This is a genomic window from Cohnella sp. (genome assembly GCF_041641335.1).
Taxonomy (GTDB): Bacteria; Bacillota; Bacilli; order Paenibacillales; family Paenibacillaceae; genus Cohnella.
The window spans coordinates 1-20,650 of the sequence record NZ_JBEPYQ010000026.1 but is presented as its reverse complement, the minus strand read 5'-3'; the positions used below and the strand labels follow the sequence as shown (position 1 = coordinate 20,650).

Below are 20,650 nucleotides of genomic sequence, written 5' to 3'. Positions count from 1 at the left end.
AACGAACTACACTCTGTAGTATGGGGTGAGATCAAGTTGCCAATTAAGAGGCTGAATATGAAGGGCGAAGGCTTGAACCGCTTTTTCGGACCGCTGGAGGCCCGGATTATGGCGATTCTCTGGTCTTCGGAAGGGTTGACCATCAAGGAAGTGCAATCGATCCTGAACCAGGAGAGTCCGATCTCGGTCAACGCCGTCATGACGGTCATGAATCGTCTGGTGGACAAAGGCCATCTGAAGAAGACGCTATCCGGGAGCGGCAGAACGCAGGCGGCGAAATTCTCCACCGTGCAGACGAGAGAGCAGTTTCTCTCCGATCAGACGAAGGAAGTGTCGCAGGGGCTGATCCAGGAATACGGAAGCCTGGTCGTCAACCATATGATCGACGCGCTGGACGAGGTCGATCCCGAGGTCATCGCCAAGCTGGAACGCAAACTGCAGGAAATCAGGGACGGGAAACGAAGATGAACGGTCCCATCGCGAAGCTGAGATGGATCTATGCGCTGCTGCTCGTCTTCGTTGCCGCCGTCGTCGCGCAGATGGCCGCGTTCGCGTATCATCAGATCGCGTCCGGGGGACCGTCGTATCTTTCCGCGATCGCCGTTCTGGTCGACTTGGTCATCGTCTATACGATCGTTAGAGCGGCATGGCGCTGCGCCAAACAGATCTACGGGTCCCGGGTGTGGCGCAGGCGCTTCCGCAGCAGCATGCACGGACGTTTAACGAAGCGCCTTAACTATAAGTATCGGAGTTGGGGAACGGAAATCATCGTAGTGCGGGACGCTGCGTTCATCGCCCTGACAATCGGAACGCTGCGGCCGCGAATCGTCGTCTCGACCGCCTTGTTCGAGATGTTCGGCGATAAGGAGATCGAAGCGATTCTGCTGCACGAATGGCATCATTGCCGGAACCGGGACGGTCTGAAGCTGCTCGCGTCGGCCGTGCTGGAAGACGCTTTCGGCTACTGGCCGATCATTAAGCCGATCGTCAGACACTACCGGACGTGGAAGGAGCTGTTCGCCGACAGGTTCGCGATCCGGCGGATGGGGACGGAGCTGTATTTGGGCAACGTGCTGTTGAAGCTGGCAAAGCTCGGGGGCGTCCGGCAGCGCGAAGGAGCCGTCCATTTCGCCGACGGCACGATGCAGTACCGGATCATGCAGGTTCTTGAGCCCGGCCAGGCGGTCAAGGTTCCGCTTTCGCTGCTGAGACCTCTGCTGGTCTCTTGCTCATTGCTGCTGTTGCTGATGCTTGGAGGGGATTCTTAGTCCCTTTTTTTTCGAGAATTGCACTACATATTGTAGTATAAAAATGTCGGGAGGATACAAGGATGAAAGTGGTTTTATTTGCGATCGGAGACTTCCAGGTGCATTCCTACGGGGTCGTTGTCGCGCTGGCCGTGCTGCTAGCGTGGGGGATGGCGCTCTATCTGGCGGAGGGAACCTCCTACCGGGAGCATATCCCGAATATGGCGTTCTACTTGATCGTCGGGGCTCTGGTATTTGCCCGGGTATGGCACGTTTTCTTTTTCCAATGGGGGTATTACTCGAAGCATCTGCACGAAATTCCTTACATCTGGCATGGAGGCATCGCGATCCAGGGGGCGTTGGTCGGAGGAGCCGCGGCTATGGTGTATTACACGAGGAAGCACGGCCTGTCTTTCTGGAAAATGGCCGATATCGTGGCGCCGGCGGTCGTGCTGGGGCAAGCGGTCGGGAGAATCGCCTGCTTCCTGAACGGGGATGCTTACGGGGCGCCGACGGGCAGGGGATTCGGCATCGTATACCCGGAAGGCACGATGGCCTATGACAGGTACGGAGCGGAGCCGCTGTGGCCGGCGGAGATCTGGGAAGGACAGTGGGATCTGATCATATTCGTGCTGCTTATTTTGCTGAAGGGCAGGAAGCTGCCGACAGGGGCGTTGTTTCTAACCTACGGCATCCTCTACTCGAGCGGGCGATTCCTGCTGGAGTTTCTGCGGGGAGACTCCCCTCGCTATCTGTTCGACTGGACGGCAGGGCAATGGACAAGCTTCTGCGCCGTTGCCGTAAGTCTGGCGATGCTGGCCGTTCTGACGCTGCGGGAGCGGCGCTTGAGCGCGAGTAAGCGCGCAGGGTAAGTCTTTTCTCCGGCTCGACGGTACAGTAAGGCAGGCGCGACGTCAGCTTTGGAATGCGACCCCGCTACTCTGCCGAGCCATGCCGGTCCAGATGCTGCTCGCGGAAGCTCCCCGGGCTCGCGCCGTGGTGCTTGCGGAACACCTTCGAGAAGTACGAGAGGCCTTTTCGCCCCCTGATTCGTCACTTTTGCTTGACGTACCCCCGGTACGCCTTCACAAAAGTTCCTTGCATGGAACGAAAATTCGGCAACATCTGCCGTCCTCGGAGTATGCATACATGCCCTAGTATATGCTCTTGCGATACTGATCGGGCGACACGCCTTTCGCTTTCTTGAACATTTGGCAGAAATAAGAGGAGGTGAGTCCCCCAAGCTGCGAAGCGATCTCCCCGACGGAGAGCGAGGTGTTGGCCAGAAGCGCGCATGCTTCGCGGATGCGGCGTCTCGTCAAATAGTCGGACGGCGTCATGCCGGTGGATTTCTTGAATACGTGGGAGACGTGGTAGGGGGACAGATGAAGGCTGGACGCCAGCTCTTCGAGCTTGAACGGTTGTTTGTAGTGAGCGTCGAGCCATTCGGCGATCTTCTCCGAGTGCGACCGCGCGCGGGAGGGGATATCTTCGGCCTCGGCCTCGCGGGTAATCAGATGCTTCTTCAGCAGGCGAAGCAGTGAGAGCATGAGAAGGCCGACCTCCTCTTCCCGGCTCGGGGAGGCCCCTTCGGCTGCGTCATGCAGCTCCCGCAGGAGCTCCGCCAGCGGGATATCCTGCAACGAAGGGAAATACTGCCGCTGGAGATGCCCGTTCCAGAGCATCCGGAAAAACCGTTCCAAGTCCGGGAAAGGGGCCAGATAACGGACGACGAATTGCGGATCGAACGTCAGGTTGGTGCGGACGTAAGCGCGGTTCGGCCTCGCAGGGACGGAAACCCGGTGCAGCTGATAGGGCTGGAACCAGACCAGGGAGTGATCCTCGATCGGGTAGGTCTGGTTGTCCACTCGGATTTCTCCCTGGCCTTCGTAGATATATAGAATTTCGATTCCCCGGTGCGCATGGTGCCAATACGATTCCAGGTCGCGCTTCCTGTAAGTGTACAGGAACGAACCGGGCTCCAATCCGATCTGCGTATGCTTGTTCATTACGCCAAGCTCTCCTTGTCGGGTGCGAATCCGCTTTCTTACATTATAGGGAGCACCCGCGAGCGCGCGCAACCGCTGGCTATGGGAACGTCCTCGGCCCAGCGCGGACTAACGTTCGTACCAGTATCCTGGCGTGCCCTTGTGAAGCCGGAGCAGCGCTTCGAGGTAGAAGTAGTCTCCCCAGATGACGAAGTCGTCGGGAGAGATGTCGCCCCTGACCGAATAGGAGCCATGGCGCAGGAAGCCTTCCTCCTCGGAATCGCCCGCCGTAAAATAACGCTCGGTCAACGAGGCCATAGATTCATTCGCCGAATCCAGCAGAAATTGCCGTGCGGGATCGTCTTGGGGAAGATGCCCGGCGATCTCCAGCATGCCGCACGCGGCGATGGCCGAAGCGGAGCTGTCCCTCGGCGTTCCCTCCTTCTGCGGAGCGTCGAAGTCCCAATAGGCGACTCGGTCCTCGGGGAGATGAGCGATAAAAAATTTCGCCAATCTCACGGCCGTTTCCAGAAACGAAGGCTCTTTCGTATAGCGATAGGCCAGCGCAAAGCCGTAGATGCCCCAAGCCTGACCCCTTGTCCAAGTAGATCCGTCCCGAAAGCCCTGGTGAGTTCCTCCGCGGACGGAGTCTCCCGTCTTCTGATCGAAGTAGAACGTGTGATAGGAAGAGTCGTCGCCTCTCACGAGGAAGCGTCGGCTCTTCTCGGCATGGATGCGGGCTCGCTCGGCATAGAGAGGATCGCCCGTCTGCTCGGTCGCCCAGAAGAGCAGCGGAAGATTCATCAGACAGTCGATAATGATACGCCCGCCGTTATCGGGATCGCCTTCGGGCCCCCATGCCTGGAACAGCTGCGAGTCCGGTCTCCACCTCTTCATCAGAACATCCGCCGCCTGCAGAGCGACTTCCTTGGCCTGCCCGTCCTTTTCCAATATCCACTGCGCCTTGGCGGACAATGAATACAGAAAGCCGATATCGTGGTGATCCAAATGCCGGTTCTGCTCCAAACGGCGCTTCATGGAAGCGCCGGCGCCGACCGCGGCTTCGCGAATAGCCGGGTCCTGATTGTACTCGTAGGAAAGCCATAGAATGCCGACCCAGAAGCCTTCCGTCCAGGACGTTTGATCCTCCAGCTCATACTTCTCGGTTCCTTTGCTGACGATCGGGAATTGGTTCCCGAAGCGGGCGATGTTGGCCGTTGTCGTGCGCAGAGTCCGTTCGATAGCCGCTTGCCAATTCATTGGGGGATGCCTCCTCGTCGTTTGGGACGCTTTGTTTCTTTCAATTCACATTATAGGGGGAGCGGCGTTTCGGTTTGTTGCGGGAGTCTGTCGCTGTATTGCGCTTATATGAACTGCTGGAACGAATGCGGTCGTTTCTTTCGAGAAGCTGATGGCTCGATCTGATCATCCTGATGACGTCCAGATAAACTCCCTCCTCAGCCCGAAGGGCTGCGGCGGGGTGATCGGTTATCCTCCGCTCTCTTTCGAGCGAGACCCGATCAAGTAGCCGATAATCGTTGACTCGACGGGCAGAACGACGAGCGTCCACATTTCCTTCAGGCCGAAGTCGGGAGAGCGGTACTTGTCGGGCGTCAGCGTGTAGACCAGGGCGATCAGCAGAACGGCGAGCGCAATCGTGCCGACGATGTACAGCCGGACGTTGTCCCCGGAGCCGAAAAAACGGCCCAGGAAGCCGAGCTCTGCTTTGCGTTTCTCGCTCTCGGAATTGGCGGCGATGATTTTGCTGGCCACTTTCGGGTCCTGAATTTCGATTTTATTCATGCTCAGGGACCCCCTCTCCCGCAAAAAAGGTGAACGTAAGCGACCAATTCGTCGCTTCGTAGTTGATCGTAACCTCATATCGGAGAGAGAGCCTGCGATTGTTCAGCACTCCGAGGTGGATCATGTCCCGGTTGCCGGTCGGCTTGCCTCTGGGGAAGTTAACGCAGGCGATTCGCACCTCGTTGTAGCGGACGAGCCGGATGTCGGTCGTGAAGTCGTTCCTCTCCGGCTCGTACTCGACGCAAAATAAGAACGTAAGCGGATCGTGCTCTTCCGACAGAACGATCTCGATCGGGTTCATGTCGTAGGCGAATACTCTTCCGTGATAGACGGCCTCGAATCCTCCGGACGTAATTTTCATCTCGTTTTCCTCCCCGGCTTTGTCGTCGTACGAGCTTCGTTCTTCTATAATTACGAGTAAAAATAACGCCGCATGACAAAGAAACCCTCCCTATTTTTCCCTTCAATTTCCATGAGTCGTATGGTAACCTTGATCTATTGTCGGCCTCTCCACAAATGGGCGCCGGCTGAAGGAAACATCTTGCAAGGGGGAAGACGAGTTGTTGAAGAAAGTCATTTCCACGATTCTCGTCGCGTTGTTCGCGATGCAGATGCTTGCGGGGATTTCCGCGTATGCCGAAGACCGCAACACCTTTCCTGCGGATATTCCGTCGGACGATGCGAAGGAACGGATTGCCGAGCTGATCGCCCGGGGAAGCCTCCCGGAGGCATTCCAACGGAATTTTCGCAAAGCGATAACAGTGGACGAGCTGGCTCGGCTCTATTATCGCGAGGAGCGGAGTCTGGATCGAATCGAGATCGATCACCCTGGTTTCGACGAAAATACGCCGTATTACGTTAAAGCGGCTTTTTTTTACGGACTAATCGACGACCTAGGAGATTTGAAGCTGACGATGACCCGCGCCGAGGCGGCCAAGCGGATCTCCAAGAGCTTGACCTACGTGCTGGGAAGGGACGTCTTTACCAAGGATTTTGCCTCTGTTCAGCCGGAGGATTTCCACGCGGTCGGGAACGTGCTGTCTTACGGCGTCATGCCGGCCATTCAAGGCAACTTTCATCCGAATAAGCCGTTTACCCGGGAACAGGCGATCTTAGGAATGGAGGCGCACTCCTCAGGCAGAATCCGCGGAATTCTGCCGACGGCAGGGAAGGCCCGTGTAACGGTCGGCTCCAACTTCGCTTACTTGGACTTCGATTCCGATAAGGACGCCAAGGACTACATTCAGTATCAGGTCGAAAACATGACGAAGGGCGTGAAGCTGACCTCGGGCAAGCCTCAAAGGATCGACGTCGGCTTCGCGATCTTGGAGCTGTGGACTCCGACGCACGAGGTGAAGTTCACGTTCAAGAACGGGTTGGAAAATGTTCGTTTCCGGGGAGATTCCGTTCTGTACGGCAGCTTCGTTTACACGAACTGGCATGGCGAAGGCTATATGGCCGAGCCGAGAGCGCTGAAGGCGGGAGAGAAGGCGGTCCTGGAGCTGCAGCCGGACTCCGTTCACCGCAAGCTGTACGCCCGGACGGATGAAATTCTCAAGAAGATTCTGAAGCCGAACATGACGGACGAGCAGAAGGTTAAAGCCATTTTCGATTACGTCGTTACCCGGATCAAATATTCCAGCGGAACGGACTATATCTCGGCGGCCAACGCGTTGAAAGCGATCGAGGAAGGCAAGGGCGTGTGCGTCCACTATACGTCGCTGTTCCACTATCTGGCCACGCGGGCGGGAATTCCGTCGATTCCGCTTTCCGGGCCTTCCTTTGTCGGGCAGCATGCCTGGAACATGGTGTATTTGAACGACAAGTGGGTTTATGTCGATGCTACGCTGGCGGACGGCAAGAAAAACATCGATTATACGTATTACCTGAAAGACGCCATGTTCATGATGAAGACGCGGACGTGGATGGGCTTCGGCTACCCGGACATTTACGTCTACCCGGAAGTGGACGGCATGAACCTGAAGACGACCGAGGAGCTGCGCGTGTATTTGCTGCGGAAGATGGAGGAGAGCGGACCCGAGCCTCCCAAGAAAGTGACGTTCAAGGTGGCGAACGGGAAGGTCGACACGGACTTGAAGTTTCTGTCCGTTATCCGCGAGGATTACAAATACAAGCTGAGCTACGATTCGAAAAAGAAGCTGTATACGATGACCAGGGGCTGACCGAAACGGATAGAGCAAGAAACGTCAAGAACGTAAGTTCGCCTCCGGCTACAATGACTTATAGAAGGGAGGACGCCTGGTGTCAACGTATGAAGAAGCGATTCAGCGCGTCGTGGACGAGATCGAAGACAGGCTGGGCGAGGAACTCAGGTTCGCCGAACTGGCGCGGCTGTCGAACTTTTCGGAGTTTCATTTTCACAGGGTGTTCCATGCCCTCGCGGGGCTGCCCGTCATGGAATACGTTCGCGTCCGCAGATTGGTGCGGGCCGCGGCGCGGGTCGCCTACTCGCAGGATCGGCTGCTGGATATCGCGATCGACTGCGGGTTCGGGACTCCGGAGACGTTCATTCGCGCGTTTCGCAAACTGTACGGCATGACGCCGGGCGACTACCGGAAGAAAGGCTTTCGTCCCCCGGACTATCCCAAGGTCGACGTGAGGCAACGAAAGCTTAACCCCTACTTAGGAGGAATTCGCATGGAATACCGCATCGTAACCAAGCCCGCTTTCGACGTGATCGGCTATTCGCTTCGCACCAGAACCCACGAAGGCGAGAATCACCGGGACATTCCCGCGTTCTGGGGCCGCTACATGGAAGAGAAGATGGGGCAGAATCTGCACGGGCTGGCCGTCTCCAGCGCGGAGTACGGCATCTGCGACGACTTCGACATGGAGTCGGGAGAGTTCAGCTACATCATCGGCGTGGAGGCCAAGGAGGGTGCGGAGGCTCCGGAAGGAACCGTTAAGCGTCATTATCCGGAAACGACATACGCCGTCTTCACGACCCCGAGAGTGACTCCCGACCGGTTCTCCGAGTCGATTCAGAGCACCTGGGGCGTCATCTTCAGCGAATGGTTCCCCAACTCCGGCTACGAGCATTCCGGCGGCGCGGAGCTGGAGTATTACGACGAGCGCTGCTGGCAGGACCGCAACGAACTGCTGGAGATGGACATCTACATTCCGGTCAAGCCGAAGGCGTAGGCCAAGCGTTGTGTGACGGCCGTATTCAAGTCAGGCCATAAGCGAATAAAGTTCGGATGATGCGCTCGCCCTTCACTGGGCGAGTGTTTTACTTTTTCACCCCCGTCGCCCCGCAGGCGAGGTCAGTAAACCCGTGTCGCGTGCTTATCCCAGAATGGACTTCGGGAAAAGGCCCTATAGCTGCCCATTATTTATTCCTCCTAAAAAAATCGGAATAAACGGCTATTCAAATGATTAATCTCGTGATATAGTAATTTTGTAATTTTAATTACACGTAAGCGATGAGGAGAACCATGCCTAAGAAAAAAAGCACCGCCGTACTCTCCATCCGACTGGACGACGAAGCGCTCAAGGCCGTGGATCTGCTCGTGGAATCAGGTCTTGAATCCAATCGCTCGAGAGCGGTCACCCACTTCGTGAACGTAGGAGTGCGGGCTTCCCACGATCTGCTCGTGCGGGCGAGGGAGCAGGCCGACAATCTTCAACGGCTGCGCAACGAGATGTTCGAAGCGGTCAAGCTCAGGGACATCGACAAAGTCGCCGAGCTGATTCATCGGGACGCAAGCTTGGTGAACGCCAGCAATCAGCAAGGGGAGACTCCCGTTCTGCTGGCCGCGTTCCTGAGAGCGAACGACATCAAGGAGCTGCTGCTTCGCAACGGAGCGGGCAAGCTGAACGTGTTCGAAGCCGCCGCAGTCGGGTACAGCTCGCGAGTGAAGGAGCTGCTCGACCAATCGCCGGAGCTGCTGAACAGCTACAGCCACGACGGGTTCCCGCTGCTGTCCCTGGCCGTGCATTTCGGCAACACCGAGACGGTGGAGCTGCTGCTCAGCCGCGGGGCCGGCGTTCATGCCCGGAGCCGCGACGGCAGCCTCAACAACACGGCGATCCACGCGACCGTATTCGGGGGCTACGACCATATCGTCGATCTGCTGATGAAGTATGGCGCGGACATTCACTCCCAATGCGAGGGCGAGCTGAGGAAAGGCTTCAATGTCCTGCACGTAGCGGCTTACTTCGACAAAGCGCCGCTCGTCGAGAAGTTCCTCGGCTACGGGGCCGACAAGACGGCGAAAAACGCCGATGGCCGGACACCGTACGAACTGGCGGAATCTCTCGGGCACGCCGCTTCCGCGGAACTGCTGCGAATTTAATCAGTCACTAAGGCCAACTACATACGACAACTCGACCGGACAGACGGAGAGTCGCTGAATTGCAAAGCGGCTTACGTCTGTCCTTTTTGTCGTATCCGAAAGAGAGGGAATGCGTCATGCAGTACCGGAAATTAGGAAGAACGGGGTTAAAAGTATCGGAAGTCAGCTTGGGCACGATGGCGTTCGGGAGATGGATCGACGAGAGAGCGTCCGGCGAGGTGCTGGATGCGGCCTTGGAAGAGGGAATCAACCTGATCGACACCGCGGACGTATACGGAAGCGGGATGGACACGGGCGACCGGTCGCAATTCGGCGAGTCTGAAGCGATATTGGGGCGTCTTCTTCGAGGGCGCCGAGACGAGATTCTGCTCGCAACGAAATTCCACGCCCATGTAGGTCCCGGCGTCAACGACGGCGGCCAGAGCAGGTATCATGTATATCGGGCGCTGGACAACAGCCTGCGTCGGCTGCAGACGGATCACGTCGATCTCTATCAGGTTCATTCGTTCGATCCCGAGACGCCGATCGAGGAGACGCTGGGGGCGCTCGACGATCTGGTGAAGCAGGGCAAAATCCGCTATCTGGGCTGTTCCAACTACGCGGCCTGGCAGCTCGCCATGGCGCACGGAGTCAGCGCGCTGCACGGCCTGCATCGGTTCGAGAGCGTTCAGCCGGAGTACAGTCTCATTACGCGGGAGATCGAGCGGGAGCTCGTGCCGTTCGCCGAAACGGAGAAGGTCGGCATCATCAGCTACAGCCCGCTGGGAAGGGGAATTCTGAGCGGCAAGTATCGCAAGGACGAAGCGCCTCCGGCCGATTCCAGACTCGCTCTGGGCGAGAAAAGGCTGGAACTGCTGCTGGAGTCGAACCCGGCGTACGCACTCGTCGAAGAGATTCGGCCGTTGGCCGAAGCGAGGGGCTGGACGCTCGCGCAGTTCGCGCTCTCTTGGGTGCTCAGCCATTCTTACGTCACCTCCGCGATTCTCGGAGCCTCGAAGCCGGCGAACATTCGCGACTCCCTCCAGCACGCTCACGAGAGGCTGACCCTCGAAGAGTTGGCGGAGATAGACGCGATTTCCCACCGCATCGGTCTATTTTTGAGATAAAACCTTGTTATCCCATAGATAAACTAAGCATAGGAGGATGAAAACCATGACTCAATCCAAGCGTCAACTTCATCTCGGCCTGTTTCTGTTCTCGACAGGCTATCACCCGGCGGGCTGGCGGTTGCCGGAAGCGGTCGCCGACGGCGCGTTCGATCCCAAGTTCCTGCACCGGGTCGCCCGCCGATTGGAGGAAGCGAAGTTCGACTTCTTCTTCCTCGGAGACGCCCTCGCGACGAGCGCGGACATGCAGCACACGTTCCCGTCGCAGATGGTGCGCCTCGAGCCGTTCACCATGATCGCGAGCATCGCGGCGGTGACGGAGAAGATCGGCTTGATCGTGACGGCGAACACGACGTATTCCGAGCCGTACACGGTCGCGCGCCAGACGGCTTCGCTCGATTACTTGAGCGGAGGGCGTCTCGCGTGGAACGTCGTAACCGGCATGGATGTGCGCGCGGCCCAGAACTACAGCAGGGAGAAGCATTGGGACAATTCCCGCCGCTACGATTACGCGGACGAATTCGTGAAGATCGTGCAGGAGCTGTGGGATTCCTGGGAGGACGATGCATTCGTCCGGGATAAGGAGAGCGGCACGTTCGTCGACGGAAGCAAGGTGCACCGGATTGACCACGTCGGCGATCACTTCTCCGTTGCCGGTCCGCTGAACGTGGCGCGGCCGCCGCAAGGGCAAATTCCGCTGCTCAACGCGGGCACGTCGGAACGCAGCCGCGACCTGGGAGCGAAGCTCTCGAGCGCCGTATTTACGGGGCAGATCTTGATCGATCTGGCCGAGGAGTTCTATGCCGAGGTCAAGTCGAAGGCCGAGAAGTACGGCCGGAAACAGGACGAGGTGTTCATCCTTCCGGGCCTCGTGCCTCTCGTAGGCCGCACCTCCGAAGAAGCGCGGGCCAAGTACCGCGAATTGAACGGCTTGCTCGTGACGAACTACGATCTGGCTCCGCTGTCCGCGAAAATCGGCATCGATCTTTCGTCGTATCCGCTGGACGGGCCATTGCCGGACCTGTCGCTCTCGACGCTTCCGGGCAACGAGGCGAGGGGACTCGTCGCATTGGCGCAGAAGGCGGAAGGACGAGAAGACATCACCGTGCGGGAGCTGTTCCACTACTTTGCCGCCACGTCGCGAGGCCATCTGCTCATCGTCGGGGATCCGGAGCAGATCGCGGATCAGATGGAGGAATGGTTCGTCCGGAAGGCGGCGGACGGCTTCAACATCTGCCCTCCGTACATGCCGGGCGGACTCGACTTGTTCCTCGATCTGGTCGTGCCGGTGCTTCAGCGACGCGGGCTGTTCCGGACGGAGTACGAGGCGGACACGTTCCGCGGACACTTCGGCTTGTCCCGCCCCGAGAGCCGTTACGCCCGGAAGGCGACGCTGCAGGGCGCTGGCGAATAGAGGGGGAGAAGGTCCCGCCGTGCGGCGGGCCGCATGGAGAGGGGCGAACAACCGTATGGTCAACAACAAGCGCTACAGGTGGCGCATCGTACTCGGACAAGTCGCGCTGCTGCTCGCTTGCCTGGGCATTATCGAATACCTCGTACGGGCAGGAATCGTCGGCAGCCTGTACCTGTCGAAGCCGACACAAGTCGTCGAAGAGATCTACAAGCTGTTCTCGAACGGCGAGATTTTTCACCATTTGATCGTCACGCTTAAGGAATTTTCGGCGGGGTATCTGCTTAGCGCCTTCGCCGGAATCGCGACCGGCATGTTCCTCGTTCTCGTGCCGCACGCGGAGACGTTTTTCCGACCGTTCCTGTCGGCGCTCCTGGCGGTCCCGAAGGTCACGATTATCCCGCTGTTGATGCTCTGGCTCGGTATCGGGTTGTCGCATAAGGTGGCTATCGTGTTCTTGTTCTGCTTTTTCACGATTGCATTCAATACGATTACCGGCATCAAGCAGACGGCGGAAGCCCACCTCAAGGTGGCAAGAGTATTCGAAGCTTCCAAGCTGCAGACGATCGTCAAAGTGATTCTGCCGTCGGCGGCGCCTACGATCTTCGTCTCGCTGAGGGTGTCGGCGGCAACGGGGCTTGTCGGAGCGCTGTTCGGAGAGATGGTGGCATCCAAGGACGGGCTCGGCAATCTGCTCGTTCAGGCGACTTCGCTGTACGACACGGCCAAAGCCTTCGCGATCATTACGGTCGTGACGGTCGTATCGGTGCTCATTATCGCGGTGATCGATCTGCTGGAAAAGCGGGTCGTGCTTAGATGGAAGTCGGCGTAAAACACATTCATTTTATAGAGGAGAGAGAAACCATGTTGAAGAGAAAATGGACAGGTTCGGGAATCGCCGCGGTGGCGCTGGCGCTCGTGCTCGCGGGATGCGGAAACGGCAATAATTCGGGAGGAGCGGCATCGCCATCGGCGTCCCCAAGCGCTTCACCGTCGGCATCGGCTTCGGAGAGCGCTCCGGCAGAGCTGCAGAAGATCAGATACGCGCCGTTTAACGGGGTGAGCGGGCTGGCGGTTCGCTACGGAATCGAGAAAGGCTTTTTCAAGGATGAAGGGCTGGAAGTCGAGCTCGTCTCCACGCAAAATCCGATCGAAGCGCTGACGAGCAAGGACGTCGACATCGTCGACGTCGCGACGACCAACGCCATCATGGCCGCGGGCAAAGGCGCCCCGATCAAGATCGTTTCCTCGATGTTCCGCACGAAGGGACCGTTCTATCTGGTTGCGAAGACGGGCATCGAGAGCGTGGAGGATTTGAAGGGCAAGACGGTCGGAGCGGCGGCGCTCGGCAGCGGGCTGGACGTGTACACGCAAACGATTCTGAACAAGCACGGCTTGAGCAAGAGCGACGTGACGTACCTGGCCAACGGAGTCAACGAAGCGGCTTACGCCAGCCTGACCTCCGGTCAAGTCGACGCTACGATCATTCACGAGCCTTTCGCCTCGCTGGCGGAAATCGAAGGAACAGGCAAAATTCTCGCTAAAGGTTGGGATTACCTGCCGACGTTCCACACGGGCATTCTCGCTTCGCGGAATGATTTTATTAACGACCATCCGGACCTTGTGGAGAAGCTGCTGCGCGCCTACTTCAAATCGCAGGACTATGCGAAGAGCAACCTGGACGAGTACAAGGAGTTCTTCCTCAAGAACGTCAAAATCGACGCGAGTGCGGTAGACAAAGCGTTCGAACGCGAAAACGTGCTCTGGGAGAACAACCCGGACGTCGATCTGAACGCTCTGCAGGACACTCAGCAGGTTCAAGTCGATCTGGGCTTCCAGGATAAGGTGTATGAGGTCAAAGATTTGCTGGATTTGCGGTTCATTCCGAAAAATTAAGCGGGACGAGGTGATCGTATGGCAGGGTTCTCGATTCGGGGCGTATCGAAGGTATATGGCGGGTCGACTCCGACGGAGACGCTCTCCGACATCGATCTGACGATCGAGGACGGCGAGTTCCTGAGCATTCTCGGTCCCAGCGGCTGCGGCAAGAGCACGCTGCTTGAGATTTTGGCCGGCTTGCAGCTGCCCACCTCGGGCGAAGTGTGGTTCGGCGGGGAGAAACTGAAAGGGCCCGGCATCGAGCGGGGCGTGGTATTCCAGGACCCGTCGCTGTATCCGTGGAGAACGACCTATAAGAACGTGGAGCTGGGCCTGGAGCTGAGGGGCGTAGCGAAAAATGAGCGCAGGGAGGCGGCGCAGCGGTATCTGGACCTGGTGGGGCTGCGAGGGTTCGAGCATAAGTATCCTCACCACCTGTCCGGCGGAATGAAGCAGCGGGCCGGTCTCGCCCGGGCGCTCGCGAACGCTCCGGAGGTGCTGCTCATGGACGAGCCGTTCGGCGCGGTGGACCACCTGACCCGGCTGCAGCTGCAGGACGATCTGTTAAAGATCTGGGAAGCGGAAAAGAAGACAGTCGTGTTCGTTACGCATGACGTGTCGGAGGCGGTGTTCCTGGGAGATCGGGTGGTGCTGCTGTCGCCGAGACCGGGGCGGATCAACCGGATTTTCCAGGTTTCGAAGCCCCGTCCGCGCAAGCGCGACGATATCGAGCTGCTGAAGATTCAGAACGATATTTATGCCGCTATTCATGAAGTGAAGTCGCCGGAAAGCGTGGAATTTACGATTTGATTCTATCAACGCGGAGGAGCGTGGAGAAAAATGTCGTCGACTAACGTGGTGAGCGTGGAGCAGTTGAGAAGCAGGCTGGAAGGCGGCGAGCGGATCGCGCTGCTGGACGTTCGGTTTAACCCGAAGGAGCCGGCGTACGGCCGGGAGGCTTATACGAAGGGACATTTGCCGGGCGCCGCATTCATCGACTTCAAGGCGGATCTGACAGATCCGGCGCAGGAGCACGGAGGGCGCAGCCCGCTGCCAGCTCCGGAGCGGCTGGCAGCGCTGTTCGGCTCGCTGGGCATCGACCGCGAGACGGCCGTTGTAGCCTACGAGGACGGCAATGGGCCGGCCGCGTCGAGGCTGTGGTGGGTGCTCCGATACTTGGGAGCGGAGCGCGTGCAGGTGTTGGACGGCGGCTACTCGGCCTGGACGGCCGCCGGAGGTGCGGTTGAGGCGGGGCCGGCTGGGGTCGCGGCTCCGCGGGAGTTTGTGCCCTCGCCGAGAGCCGATTGGCTCGCGGGCGTGGAGGAGGTGCGGCGAGCGTCCGCTGGCGGCGGGGCGAAGCTCGTGGATTCTCGCGACGCGGCCCAGTTCTCGGGGCGTGAAGCGCCGTTCGATCCGGTAGCCGGGCACATTCCGGGAGCGTCCAACTACTTCTGGAAGGACGCGCTGGAGGCGGATGGAGCCTGGAAGTCGCCGGAGCAGCTTCGCGAGCGCTTCGCCGACCTGCCGCAGAGCGGCGAGATCATCGTCTATTGCGGCTCCGGCATCTCGGCTACTCCGAACGTGCTGGCTTTACAGGAAGCAGGGTACGAGAACGTGAAGTTGTATGCGGGGAGCTGGAGCGATTGGATTTCGTATAGCGAGAATCCGGTCGCGGTGGGGGATGAGGAGAAGATTTAAGAGGCATATTAGTACCTGATTTGACTGAGGTGCACCATGCTGAAGAATTCGGTCGGATTGTCGGCGAAATCACATCTGCACTTGGGAAGTACGCAGACGCAGACGGGTCTCTTACCTACTACGGAATCCCGTTTTCGAACATATACAGTATTCATCCACTTGCAGACATTCCTTCTGTAAAGTCTTTTTTCGAGGAGCCTCCTTTTCACATACCGGGGGGCGATGTCGCTTTCTATCGTGAAATGATATTATCCATAGAGAATTCAATGGATCTGTTAGAAAAGCTGCCTAAACAATTTGTTCATCATGATTTATTGGTTTTCAACTTATTGGCTCATGAAAATAAAATTAAAGGTGTTTTGGATTTCGATTTCATTTCGCTTGATGTTAGTTTCATGGAGTTTGCTATTTGCCTTAATCATGTTTTACAGATGTCTAACGGATCTCTGGAAATGGCTGAGGCATATATAAGGGGGTATGCTAAATACCGCAAAGGCTCATCGGAAGAGATTACTTACCTTCAACTCTTGACTCAGATTTATCATATTGCAGTTCTTCATATTTATATTGGTCAGCATTACTCTGGAGTAAATGTTGAACAAAATTTCAACTATATCCTCAATCAATTTAAAACGAGAAATGATTGGTTAACTGAACAAAGCTCCCCCCCTGCAGCGAATGTTCGAATCCTACTTGCTATGAAATCAACAATCGTATGGTATTTAAAGAGATTTTCAGGGCAAAAATCAACAGCTGGAGCGATTGGATCAGTTATGAGGTGGCAACGGGGGAAGATTAGGTACGGAGCACAAGTCTACAGTATCTCAAAGACAAATACACCGCCATGCAGGCTGATGCCTGGAGCGGTGTATTTTTAGTGCCTGAACGTCACCCGAGAATACGGGAGAGATAGAGGCATCGTTGCACGGGATGGCTAATCCAACCAGATCCTTTCCCGCTCAATGAAACAGGATCTGCTCTAAACAGGATTTTGTTGCCGGATGAGGCATATAAATCATAATTCGCTGATCTGGTTCATTTGGGAATTGAAGGGTGACATGCTCAAATTCAATAACTCCAAAAGTGGGGTGCAAAAGCTTCTTGTAGCCATCAAGGGAGCCTGGCACTTCATGATACTGCCACATCCTCGTAAAATCAGCACTTGTCCTCTTCAGATCTTCAATTAACTTGTCGAATGAATCATCGTTCAGATAACGTGCTCTTGACGTTCTAAACTCAGCAATCATTCTTCGTGAGATACTTTCCCAATCCTCCGATCCTTCTTTCCACATAGGGTCGGTAAATTGGCGCCACATCAAATTATAATCATGAGGCGGTGACACCCTATTAATCATAAATACAGCATCTGCCGCTTTATTCCAAGCTAAAAAATCCCACTTTTTCCCGATTACATAGGCCGGATTAGGATTCAGTTCATCCAGCATGTCCTGAATGGATGGGCTGATTTTCTCTTCAATGATCGTTGATTGAGGAGGCAGTGATTCTCCAGCAAGCAGGAAGAGATGTCTTCGCTCATTGGGTGACAGCTTGAGTGCTGAAGCCAAGCTTTCCAGTACACCTACCGACGGACGAATATCACGACCTTGCTCAAGGCGCGTGTACCATGAGAGTCCTATATTAGCGATCCCGGCGACCTCCTCTCGCCGCAAGCCTCGTGTGCGACGACGATTGCCAGGCAAAAGGCCAACATCAAGGGGAGAAACTGAGGAGCGTAAATCTCTTAAAAAATTACCTAGCGCTAAACGGCGCTCACTGTCGTTCAAGTAAAACCTCCCCCTTATCCTATCACTTGCAATCCTACCATCAAGCAGGTTCTCGTGAACATTTAGTAGTCAAATTATACTGAAGGCAGTTGATGAGATCAACAATTCCAGGCAAGGAGAATGAATATGACAACCATTGCAGGACAAATGTTGGCAAACAAGGTAGTAATGATTACAGGTGCGGGGCGAGGCATTGGAGCTGAGGCAGCAAGGCTGTTTGTACAGCAAGGGGCTTCTGTGATGCTCGTCGCGAGGACAGAGTCTGAGTTGCGTAAAGTCAGGAATGAAATTGTGACATCGGGTGGAGATGCTGCATATTTCACAGCCGATCTGTCAGATGCAGGCAATGTTGAAGAAGCTGTTAAAGCTACAGTGGAGCAATATGGCCGTCTTGATGCTGCTTTTAATAACGCAGGTATCGGAGTCACGGTATCATCGCTGGTGGATGAAAGAGAAGAAGACTTCGACCTGATTCAGTCCGTAAATTATAAAGGAATCTGGATGTGCATGAAAGCCCAGATTAAAGTTATGATGGAGACTTCGGGGTCAGGCTCTATTGTTAACACCAGCAGCGTGGGTAGTCTGAAGGGTAATCCGGGCTTGGGAGCTTACGGGGCATCTAAACGAGCGGTAAACAGTCTGACTCAAACAGCTGCGGTCGAATACGGGCCAGCGGGTATCCGTGTCAATGCAATTGCTCCGGGGACCACAATGACGGATATGATTCAGCAGTGGGTTTCTATTGACCCCGATATCATTGAACAAATTCGTGCCAAGACACCTCTCAGGCGTCCGGCTGAACCTATTGAGATTGCTAACGCAGCCGCTTGGCTGCTTAGTGATTATTCATCTTTTGTTACTGGAGTCGTTTTGCCTGTGGACGGTGGACTTAGTGTATAAGATTCGGTGATCAATGTCGAAATGCCTGAATTGATGCAGACACATCTTCGATCACAATCGCAAACGAGTCATGGAAAGAATAAAACTCTGATGATATTCTGAGAAGAGGCTTTAAGGACTAAACAGGGAAATTAATACACTCCCAGTTCAGTCCTTTCCTTTTTGTTACAGCTTCGCCAAACGGCTCATTTCGTTTCCTAAACGCCTGCGCCACACTCGAACCTTTCGCCACATCCACACCGACAACTGGTTCCAAATTCCTTATCCTGAGTAGCCATAAAGTGGAGCACCAGGGTTATAGGAGTTGTAGGGGGCTTCTAAAACTGGCCAACAAACACGGCGTTAGCCGACTTGAAGCTGCGTGCGCCAGGGCGCTATCGTATACGCCAAGACCTAGTTTTCAAAGCATCAAGACGATTTTGACGACCGGACAGGATCTCCTCGAAACGCCAACGCTAGTCGAGAGCCAGACGGCCGCTTGCTCCGAAACCCACAGCTTTATCCGCGGCGCGGATTACTACGGGAGGGGCTAAGTCGTGGTGAATGAACAAACTGTCCGTAAGCTACAAGAAATGCGCCTCGCCACCATGGCGGAGTCCTTCCAAAAGCAATTGCTGGACACCAGCTATCAGGAGCTTTCATTTGAAGAGCGTTTCGGCATGCTGGTGGATCTGGAGTGGTCGAGGCATAAAAATAATCGTCTGACTTCTTTGATCCGCAAGGCAGACTTTCAGCAATCGGATGCTTGTATCGAGAACATCGAATATCACGCTGACCGCAAGCTGGATCGTACGCAGATCCTCCGTTTGGCAAGCGGCACCTACATTCACGACAAGCTCAATATGATCATCATGGGCGCTTCAGGTGCAGGGAAGACCTATCTGGCCTGTGCTTTCGGGATCTCCGCCTGCCGCAACTTCCTCCCCGTGAAATACATTCGCTTGCCGGAATTACTCAATGATTTGGCGGTAGCACGCGGGGAAGGCATCTTTGGACGGGTGATGAAGGCGTACAAAAAAGTACCGCTGCTTATCCTGGATGAGTGGTTACTCGTATCGCTTAAGGAAATTGAAGCACGGGACTTACTAGAAATCGTAGAGGCACGTCATCAAACCGGTTCCACTGTCAGCGCTCACGTACTTTGTCGGTGTCCTAATCACCGTCATTGACGTGAGCGTTTGTGCGTCAGGCACGTCAGCATCTTGAGAAGTCTAACGCCAGCCAGTGTGGGGGGCGAAAAACGGCGGTTACCCCCGCCGTTCCTCGTTGCCGGTCTATGTCCGCAAGTACGCGGCCAATCTGCGCTTCCTCAATCACTTCGGCGGCATCCGTATTCTCCATTTCAAACAGCGCCTGGCTACAGATCTGGTTTACCACCCGCGGAATCCCTTGGCTCGCTGCGTAGAGCATCTGCACCGCGCTCTCGGCAAACACTGGCCGCATCAGCTTGGCCTCTTCCATATGGTGCTTCACATACGCCGACGTTTCCTCACGGTTCATGCCGCTCAGGTGGTACTGGATCCCAATCCGCTGGCTAATCGCCTCGTACTTCTTTAATCGCAACTTCTTACTCAGCTCCGGCTGCCTATGCCTCGATGTATGCTAGGACGGATTCCGAAGTTAATTCTTAAGTTGGTCGGATTGGATTTCTTACGAGGGGAATCCGGTTGCGACAAACCGAATCTAATGAGAATGCTTGCCGCTTCCTTGAATTTGCGAGGTTATTCCTCCTCCTCGGTTATCCGAATCTCATTCGTGTTCGAGGTCACCGTGAAGAGCGGACCTGTCATTGTCACCTGAAAGGTGACGATCGCCTGGTTCGCTACTTTCTCGTCCGCGGGCATGCTTTTGAGCCTCGCCTGGAACTCGACCCGGACCGAGGTGTCCGGCTGAATCGTTCCAAGCGAGAGATCGGCTGGATCGACGCCGCGTCGCGGCTGGTTGTTCACCCGCAGCGTATCCGGGAAGAACTCGAGAGGCTCGGGCAGGACATCGACAAGCCGCACGTCCAGCAATGGAATCGGGCCGATATTGGAGACGACAATGAAATAGGTGATGCGTCCATCCAGCGACAACTCGTCGGATGAGGCGGATTTCGTCGCCTTCAGCGGCGGAACGATCGTCACTACGTTCGTAGATATCTTGGGGGGGACATCTAGGACAACGGCCGTGACGACGTTGGAGATCGATGTGCCGTTCGCGGCGTCCAGCGGCACGGTGTAAGAGCGCTGAAGGTGAACGGTCTCTCCTTGGCCAAGCGAGGGAATCGTCTCGACTAACCCCAACAGAGGATCCGTGATCTGCACGGAGGTCAGCGTCGAGTTCCCGGTATTCGTTACTTCTATCGTGTAGATGATCGTATCGCCGGGAAAGGCGGTAGTCCTGTCTGCCGTCTTGCGAACGACGAAGTTCGGAGCCGCAAGCACTGTCAGGATGGCCTCGGCGGACACGGGGCCAGTTTGATCCGATACCGCGATTGCAGTGTTCAGAAGCTGCGTATTCGCGGTTGTTCCGGGAGG

The 20,650-nt window shown here is 56.2% G+C and carries 22 protein-coding genes; 15 read left to right on the top strand and 7 right to left on the bottom strand.

Translation table 11 applies throughout. From position 1 onward, the window contains the following. Window positions 1–57: 57 nt before the first annotated feature. From ACESLM_RS10795 to lgt, 3 genes are all read left to right on the top strand, one after another. Complete coding sequence (locus ACESLM_RS10795; protein ID WP_372631636.1) at window positions 58–468, top strand: BlaI/MecI/CopY family transcriptional regulator; 411 nt, start codon at window positions 58–60, stop codon at window positions 466–468. Then, window positions 465–1,268, top strand: coding sequence for a M56 family metallopeptidase (locus ACESLM_RS10790; protein ID WP_372631584.1), 804 nt, complete (start codon window positions 465–467; stop codon window positions 1,266–1,268). The genes ACESLM_RS10795 and ACESLM_RS10790 overlap by 4 nt, the downstream gene beginning before the upstream one ends. A gap of 62 nt (window positions 1,269–1,330) precedes the next feature. Beyond that, window positions 1,331–2,119 (top strand): prolipoprotein diacylglyceryl transferase, encoded by a 789-nt coding sequence (lgt, locus tag ACESLM_RS10785; protein WP_372631583.1) that lies wholly within the window; start codon window positions 1,331–1,333, stop codon window positions 2,117–2,119. A gap of 282 nt (window positions 2,120–2,401) precedes the next feature. Here the strand turns inward: lgt and ACESLM_RS10780 are convergent, their stop codons facing one another. The 4 genes from ACESLM_RS10780 to ACESLM_RS10765 all read right to left on the bottom strand — a co-directional run bounded on the left by ACESLM_RS10780 (window position 2,402) and on the right by ACESLM_RS10765 (window position 5,399). Beyond that, complete coding sequence (locus ACESLM_RS10780; protein WP_372631582.1) at window positions 2,402–3,256, bottom strand: helix-turn-helix transcriptional regulator; 855 nt, start codon at window positions 3,254–3,256, stop codon at window positions 2,402–2,404. A gap of 108 nt (window positions 3,257–3,364) precedes the next feature. Next, window positions 3,365–4,495, bottom strand: a complete 1,131-nt coding sequence (locus tag ACESLM_RS10775; RefSeq protein WP_372631581.1) for a glycoside hydrolase family 88 protein — start codon at window positions 4,493–4,495, stop codon at window positions 3,365–3,367. A gap of 228 nt (window positions 4,496–4,723) precedes the next feature. After that, window positions 4,724–5,038 (bottom strand): hypothetical protein, encoded by a 315-nt coding sequence (locus ACESLM_RS10770; RefSeq protein ID WP_372631580.1) that lies wholly within the window; start codon window positions 5,036–5,038, stop codon window positions 4,724–4,726. Then, on the bottom strand, window positions 5,031–5,399 hold the full coding sequence (locus ACESLM_RS10765) for a DUF6864 domain-containing function (RefSeq protein WP_372631579.1): 369 nt from the start codon (window positions 5,397–5,399) through the stop codon (window positions 5,031–5,033). The genes ACESLM_RS10770 and ACESLM_RS10765 overlap by 8 nt, the downstream gene beginning before the upstream one ends. Window positions 5,400–5,598: 199 nt before the next feature. Between ACESLM_RS10765 and ACESLM_RS10760 the strand changes: the two genes are divergently transcribed. From ACESLM_RS10760 to ACESLM_RS10715, 10 genes are all read left to right on the top strand, one after another. Continuing rightward, window positions 5,599–7,221 (top strand): transglutaminase domain-containing protein, encoded by a 1,623-nt coding sequence (locus tag ACESLM_RS10760; RefSeq protein ID WP_372631578.1) that lies wholly within the window; start codon window positions 5,599–5,601, stop codon window positions 7,219–7,221. Between the two features lie 79 nt (window positions 7,222–7,300). Next, window positions 7,301–8,200 carry a GyrI-like domain-containing protein gene (locus ACESLM_RS10755; RefSeq protein ID WP_372631577.1) on the top strand — a complete coding sequence of 300 codons (900 nt, stop codon included), beginning with the start codon at window positions 7,301–7,303 and terminating at the stop codon, window positions 8,198–8,200. A 293-nt stretch (window positions 8,201–8,493) separates the two neighbouring features. Continuing rightward, window positions 8,494–9,354: an ankyrin repeat domain-containing protein gene (locus ACESLM_RS10750; RefSeq protein WP_372631576.1), complete on the top strand. Its 861-nt coding sequence runs from the start codon at window positions 8,494–8,496 to the stop codon at window positions 9,352–9,354. A gap of 116 nt (window positions 9,355–9,470) precedes the next feature. After that, complete coding sequence (locus ACESLM_RS10745; protein ID WP_372631575.1) at window positions 9,471–10,460, top strand: aldo/keto reductase; 990 nt, start codon at window positions 9,471–9,473, stop codon at window positions 10,458–10,460. 46 nt (window positions 10,461–10,506) lie between these two features. Further along, on the top strand, window positions 10,507–11,874 hold the full coding sequence (locus tag ACESLM_RS10740) for an LLM class flavin-dependent oxidoreductase (protein ID WP_372631573.1): 1,368 nt from the start codon (window positions 10,507–10,509) through the stop codon (window positions 11,872–11,874). Between the two features lie 19 nt (window positions 11,875–11,893). Continuing rightward, window positions 11,894–12,703, top strand: a complete 810-nt coding sequence (locus ACESLM_RS10735) for an ABC transporter permease (protein ID WP_372631572.1) — start codon at window positions 11,894–11,896, stop codon at window positions 12,701–12,703. A gap of 32 nt (window positions 12,704–12,735) precedes the next feature. Next, window positions 12,736–13,767 (top strand): ABC transporter substrate-binding protein, encoded by a 1,032-nt coding sequence (locus ACESLM_RS10730; protein WP_372631571.1) that lies wholly within the window; start codon window positions 12,736–12,738, stop codon window positions 13,765–13,767. An 18-nt stretch (window positions 13,768–13,785) separates the two neighbouring features. Further along, window positions 13,786–14,559, top strand: a complete 774-nt coding sequence (locus ACESLM_RS10725) for an ABC transporter ATP-binding protein (RefSeq protein WP_372631570.1) — start codon at window positions 13,786–13,788, stop codon at window positions 14,557–14,559. A gap of 30 nt (window positions 14,560–14,589) precedes the next feature. Then, window positions 14,590–15,447, top strand: coding sequence for a sulfurtransferase (locus tag ACESLM_RS10720; protein ID WP_372631569.1), 858 nt, complete (start codon window positions 14,590–14,592; stop codon window positions 15,445–15,447). Between the two features lie 266 nt (window positions 15,448–15,713). Next, window positions 15,714–16,325, top strand: coding sequence for a phosphotransferase (locus ACESLM_RS10715; RefSeq protein ID WP_372631568.1), 612 nt, complete (start codon window positions 15,714–15,716; stop codon window positions 16,323–16,325). 81 nt (window positions 16,326–16,406) lie between these two features. Here the strand turns inward: ACESLM_RS10715 and ACESLM_RS10710 are convergent, their stop codons facing one another. After that, window positions 16,407–17,231 carry a helix-turn-helix transcriptional regulator gene (locus tag ACESLM_RS10710; RefSeq protein WP_372631567.1) on the bottom strand — a complete coding sequence of 275 codons (825 nt, stop codon included), beginning with the start codon at window positions 17,229–17,231 and terminating at the stop codon, window positions 16,407–16,409. 120 nt (window positions 17,232–17,351) lie between these two features. Between ACESLM_RS10710 and ACESLM_RS10705 the strand changes: the two genes are divergently transcribed. Then, window positions 17,352–18,131, top strand: a complete 780-nt coding sequence (locus ACESLM_RS10705) for an SDR family NAD(P)-dependent oxidoreductase (RefSeq protein WP_372631566.1) — start codon at window positions 17,352–17,354, stop codon at window positions 18,129–18,131. 536 nt (window positions 18,132–18,667) lie between these two features. Continuing rightward, window positions 18,668–19,300, top strand: coding sequence for an ATP-binding protein (locus ACESLM_RS10700; RefSeq protein WP_372631565.1), 633 nt, complete (start codon window positions 18,668–18,670; stop codon window positions 19,298–19,300). A 25-nt stretch (window positions 19,301–19,325) separates the two neighbouring features. Here the strand turns inward: ACESLM_RS10700 and ACESLM_RS10695 are convergent, their stop codons facing one another. Both ACESLM_RS10695 and ACESLM_RS10690 read right to left on the bottom strand, forming a co-directional pair. Further along, complete coding sequence (locus ACESLM_RS10695; RefSeq protein ID WP_372631564.1) at window positions 19,326–19,694, bottom strand: hypothetical protein; 369 nt, start codon at window positions 19,692–19,694, stop codon at window positions 19,326–19,328. Window positions 19,695–19,852: 158 nt separating this feature from the next. Further along, window positions 19,853–20,650, bottom strand: a 798-nt coding sequence (locus ACESLM_RS10690; RefSeq protein ID WP_483862597.1) for a DUF7507 domain-containing protein, incomplete at its 5' end; no start/stop codon positions are given.

Coding starts and splice junctions, on each gene's coding strand:
- ACESLM_RS10750 (WP_372631576.1), top strand. CDS start 8,494: ATGCCTAAGAAAAAAAGCACCGCCGTACTCTCCATCCGACTGGACGAC.
- ACESLM_RS10790 (WP_372631584.1), top strand. CDS start 465: ATGAACGGTCCCATCGCGAAGCTGAGATGGATCTATGCGCTGCTGCTC.
- ACESLM_RS10780 (WP_372631582.1), bottom strand. CDS start 3,256: ATGAACAAGCATACGCAGATCGGATTGGAGCCCGGTTCGTTCCTGTAC.
- ACESLM_RS10795 (WP_372631636.1), top strand. CDS start 58: ATGAAGGGCGAAGGCTTGAACCGCTTTTTCGGACCGCTGGAGGCCCGG.
- ACESLM_RS10715 (WP_372631568.1), top strand. CDS start 15,714: ATGGATCTGTTAGAAAAGCTGCCTAAACAATTTGTTCATCATGATTTA.
- ACESLM_RS10775 (WP_372631581.1), bottom strand. CDS start 4,495: ATGAATTGGCAAGCGGCTATCGAACGGACTCTGCGCACGACAACGGCC.
- lgt (WP_372631583.1), top strand. CDS start 1,331: ATGAAAGTGGTTTTATTTGCGATCGGAGACTTCCAGGTGCATTCCTAC.
- ACESLM_RS10725 (WP_372631570.1), top strand. CDS start 13,786: ATGGCAGGGTTCTCGATTCGGGGCGTATCGAAGGTATATGGCGGGTCG.
- ACESLM_RS10705 (WP_372631566.1), top strand. CDS start 17,352: ATGAATATGACAACCATTGCAGGACAAATGTTGGCAAACAAGGTAGTA.
- ACESLM_RS10770 (WP_372631580.1), bottom strand. CDS start 5,038: ATGAATAAAATCGAAATTCAGGACCCGAAAGTGGCCAGCAAAATCATC.
- ACESLM_RS10730 (WP_372631571.1), top strand. CDS start 12,736: ATGTTGAAGAGAAAATGGACAGGTTCGGGAATCGCCGCGGTGGCGCTG.
- ACESLM_RS10765 (WP_372631579.1), bottom strand. CDS start 5,399: ATGAAAATTACGTCCGGAGGATTCGAGGCCGTCTATCACGGAAGAGTA.
- ACESLM_RS10740 (WP_372631573.1), top strand. CDS start 10,507: ATGACTCAATCCAAGCGTCAACTTCATCTCGGCCTGTTTCTGTTCTCG.
- ACESLM_RS10745 (WP_372631575.1), top strand. CDS start 9,471: ATGCAGTACCGGAAATTAGGAAGAACGGGGTTAAAAGTATCGGAAGTC.
- ACESLM_RS10720 (WP_372631569.1), top strand. CDS start 14,590: ATGTCGTCGACTAACGTGGTGAGCGTGGAGCAGTTGAGAAGCAGGCTG.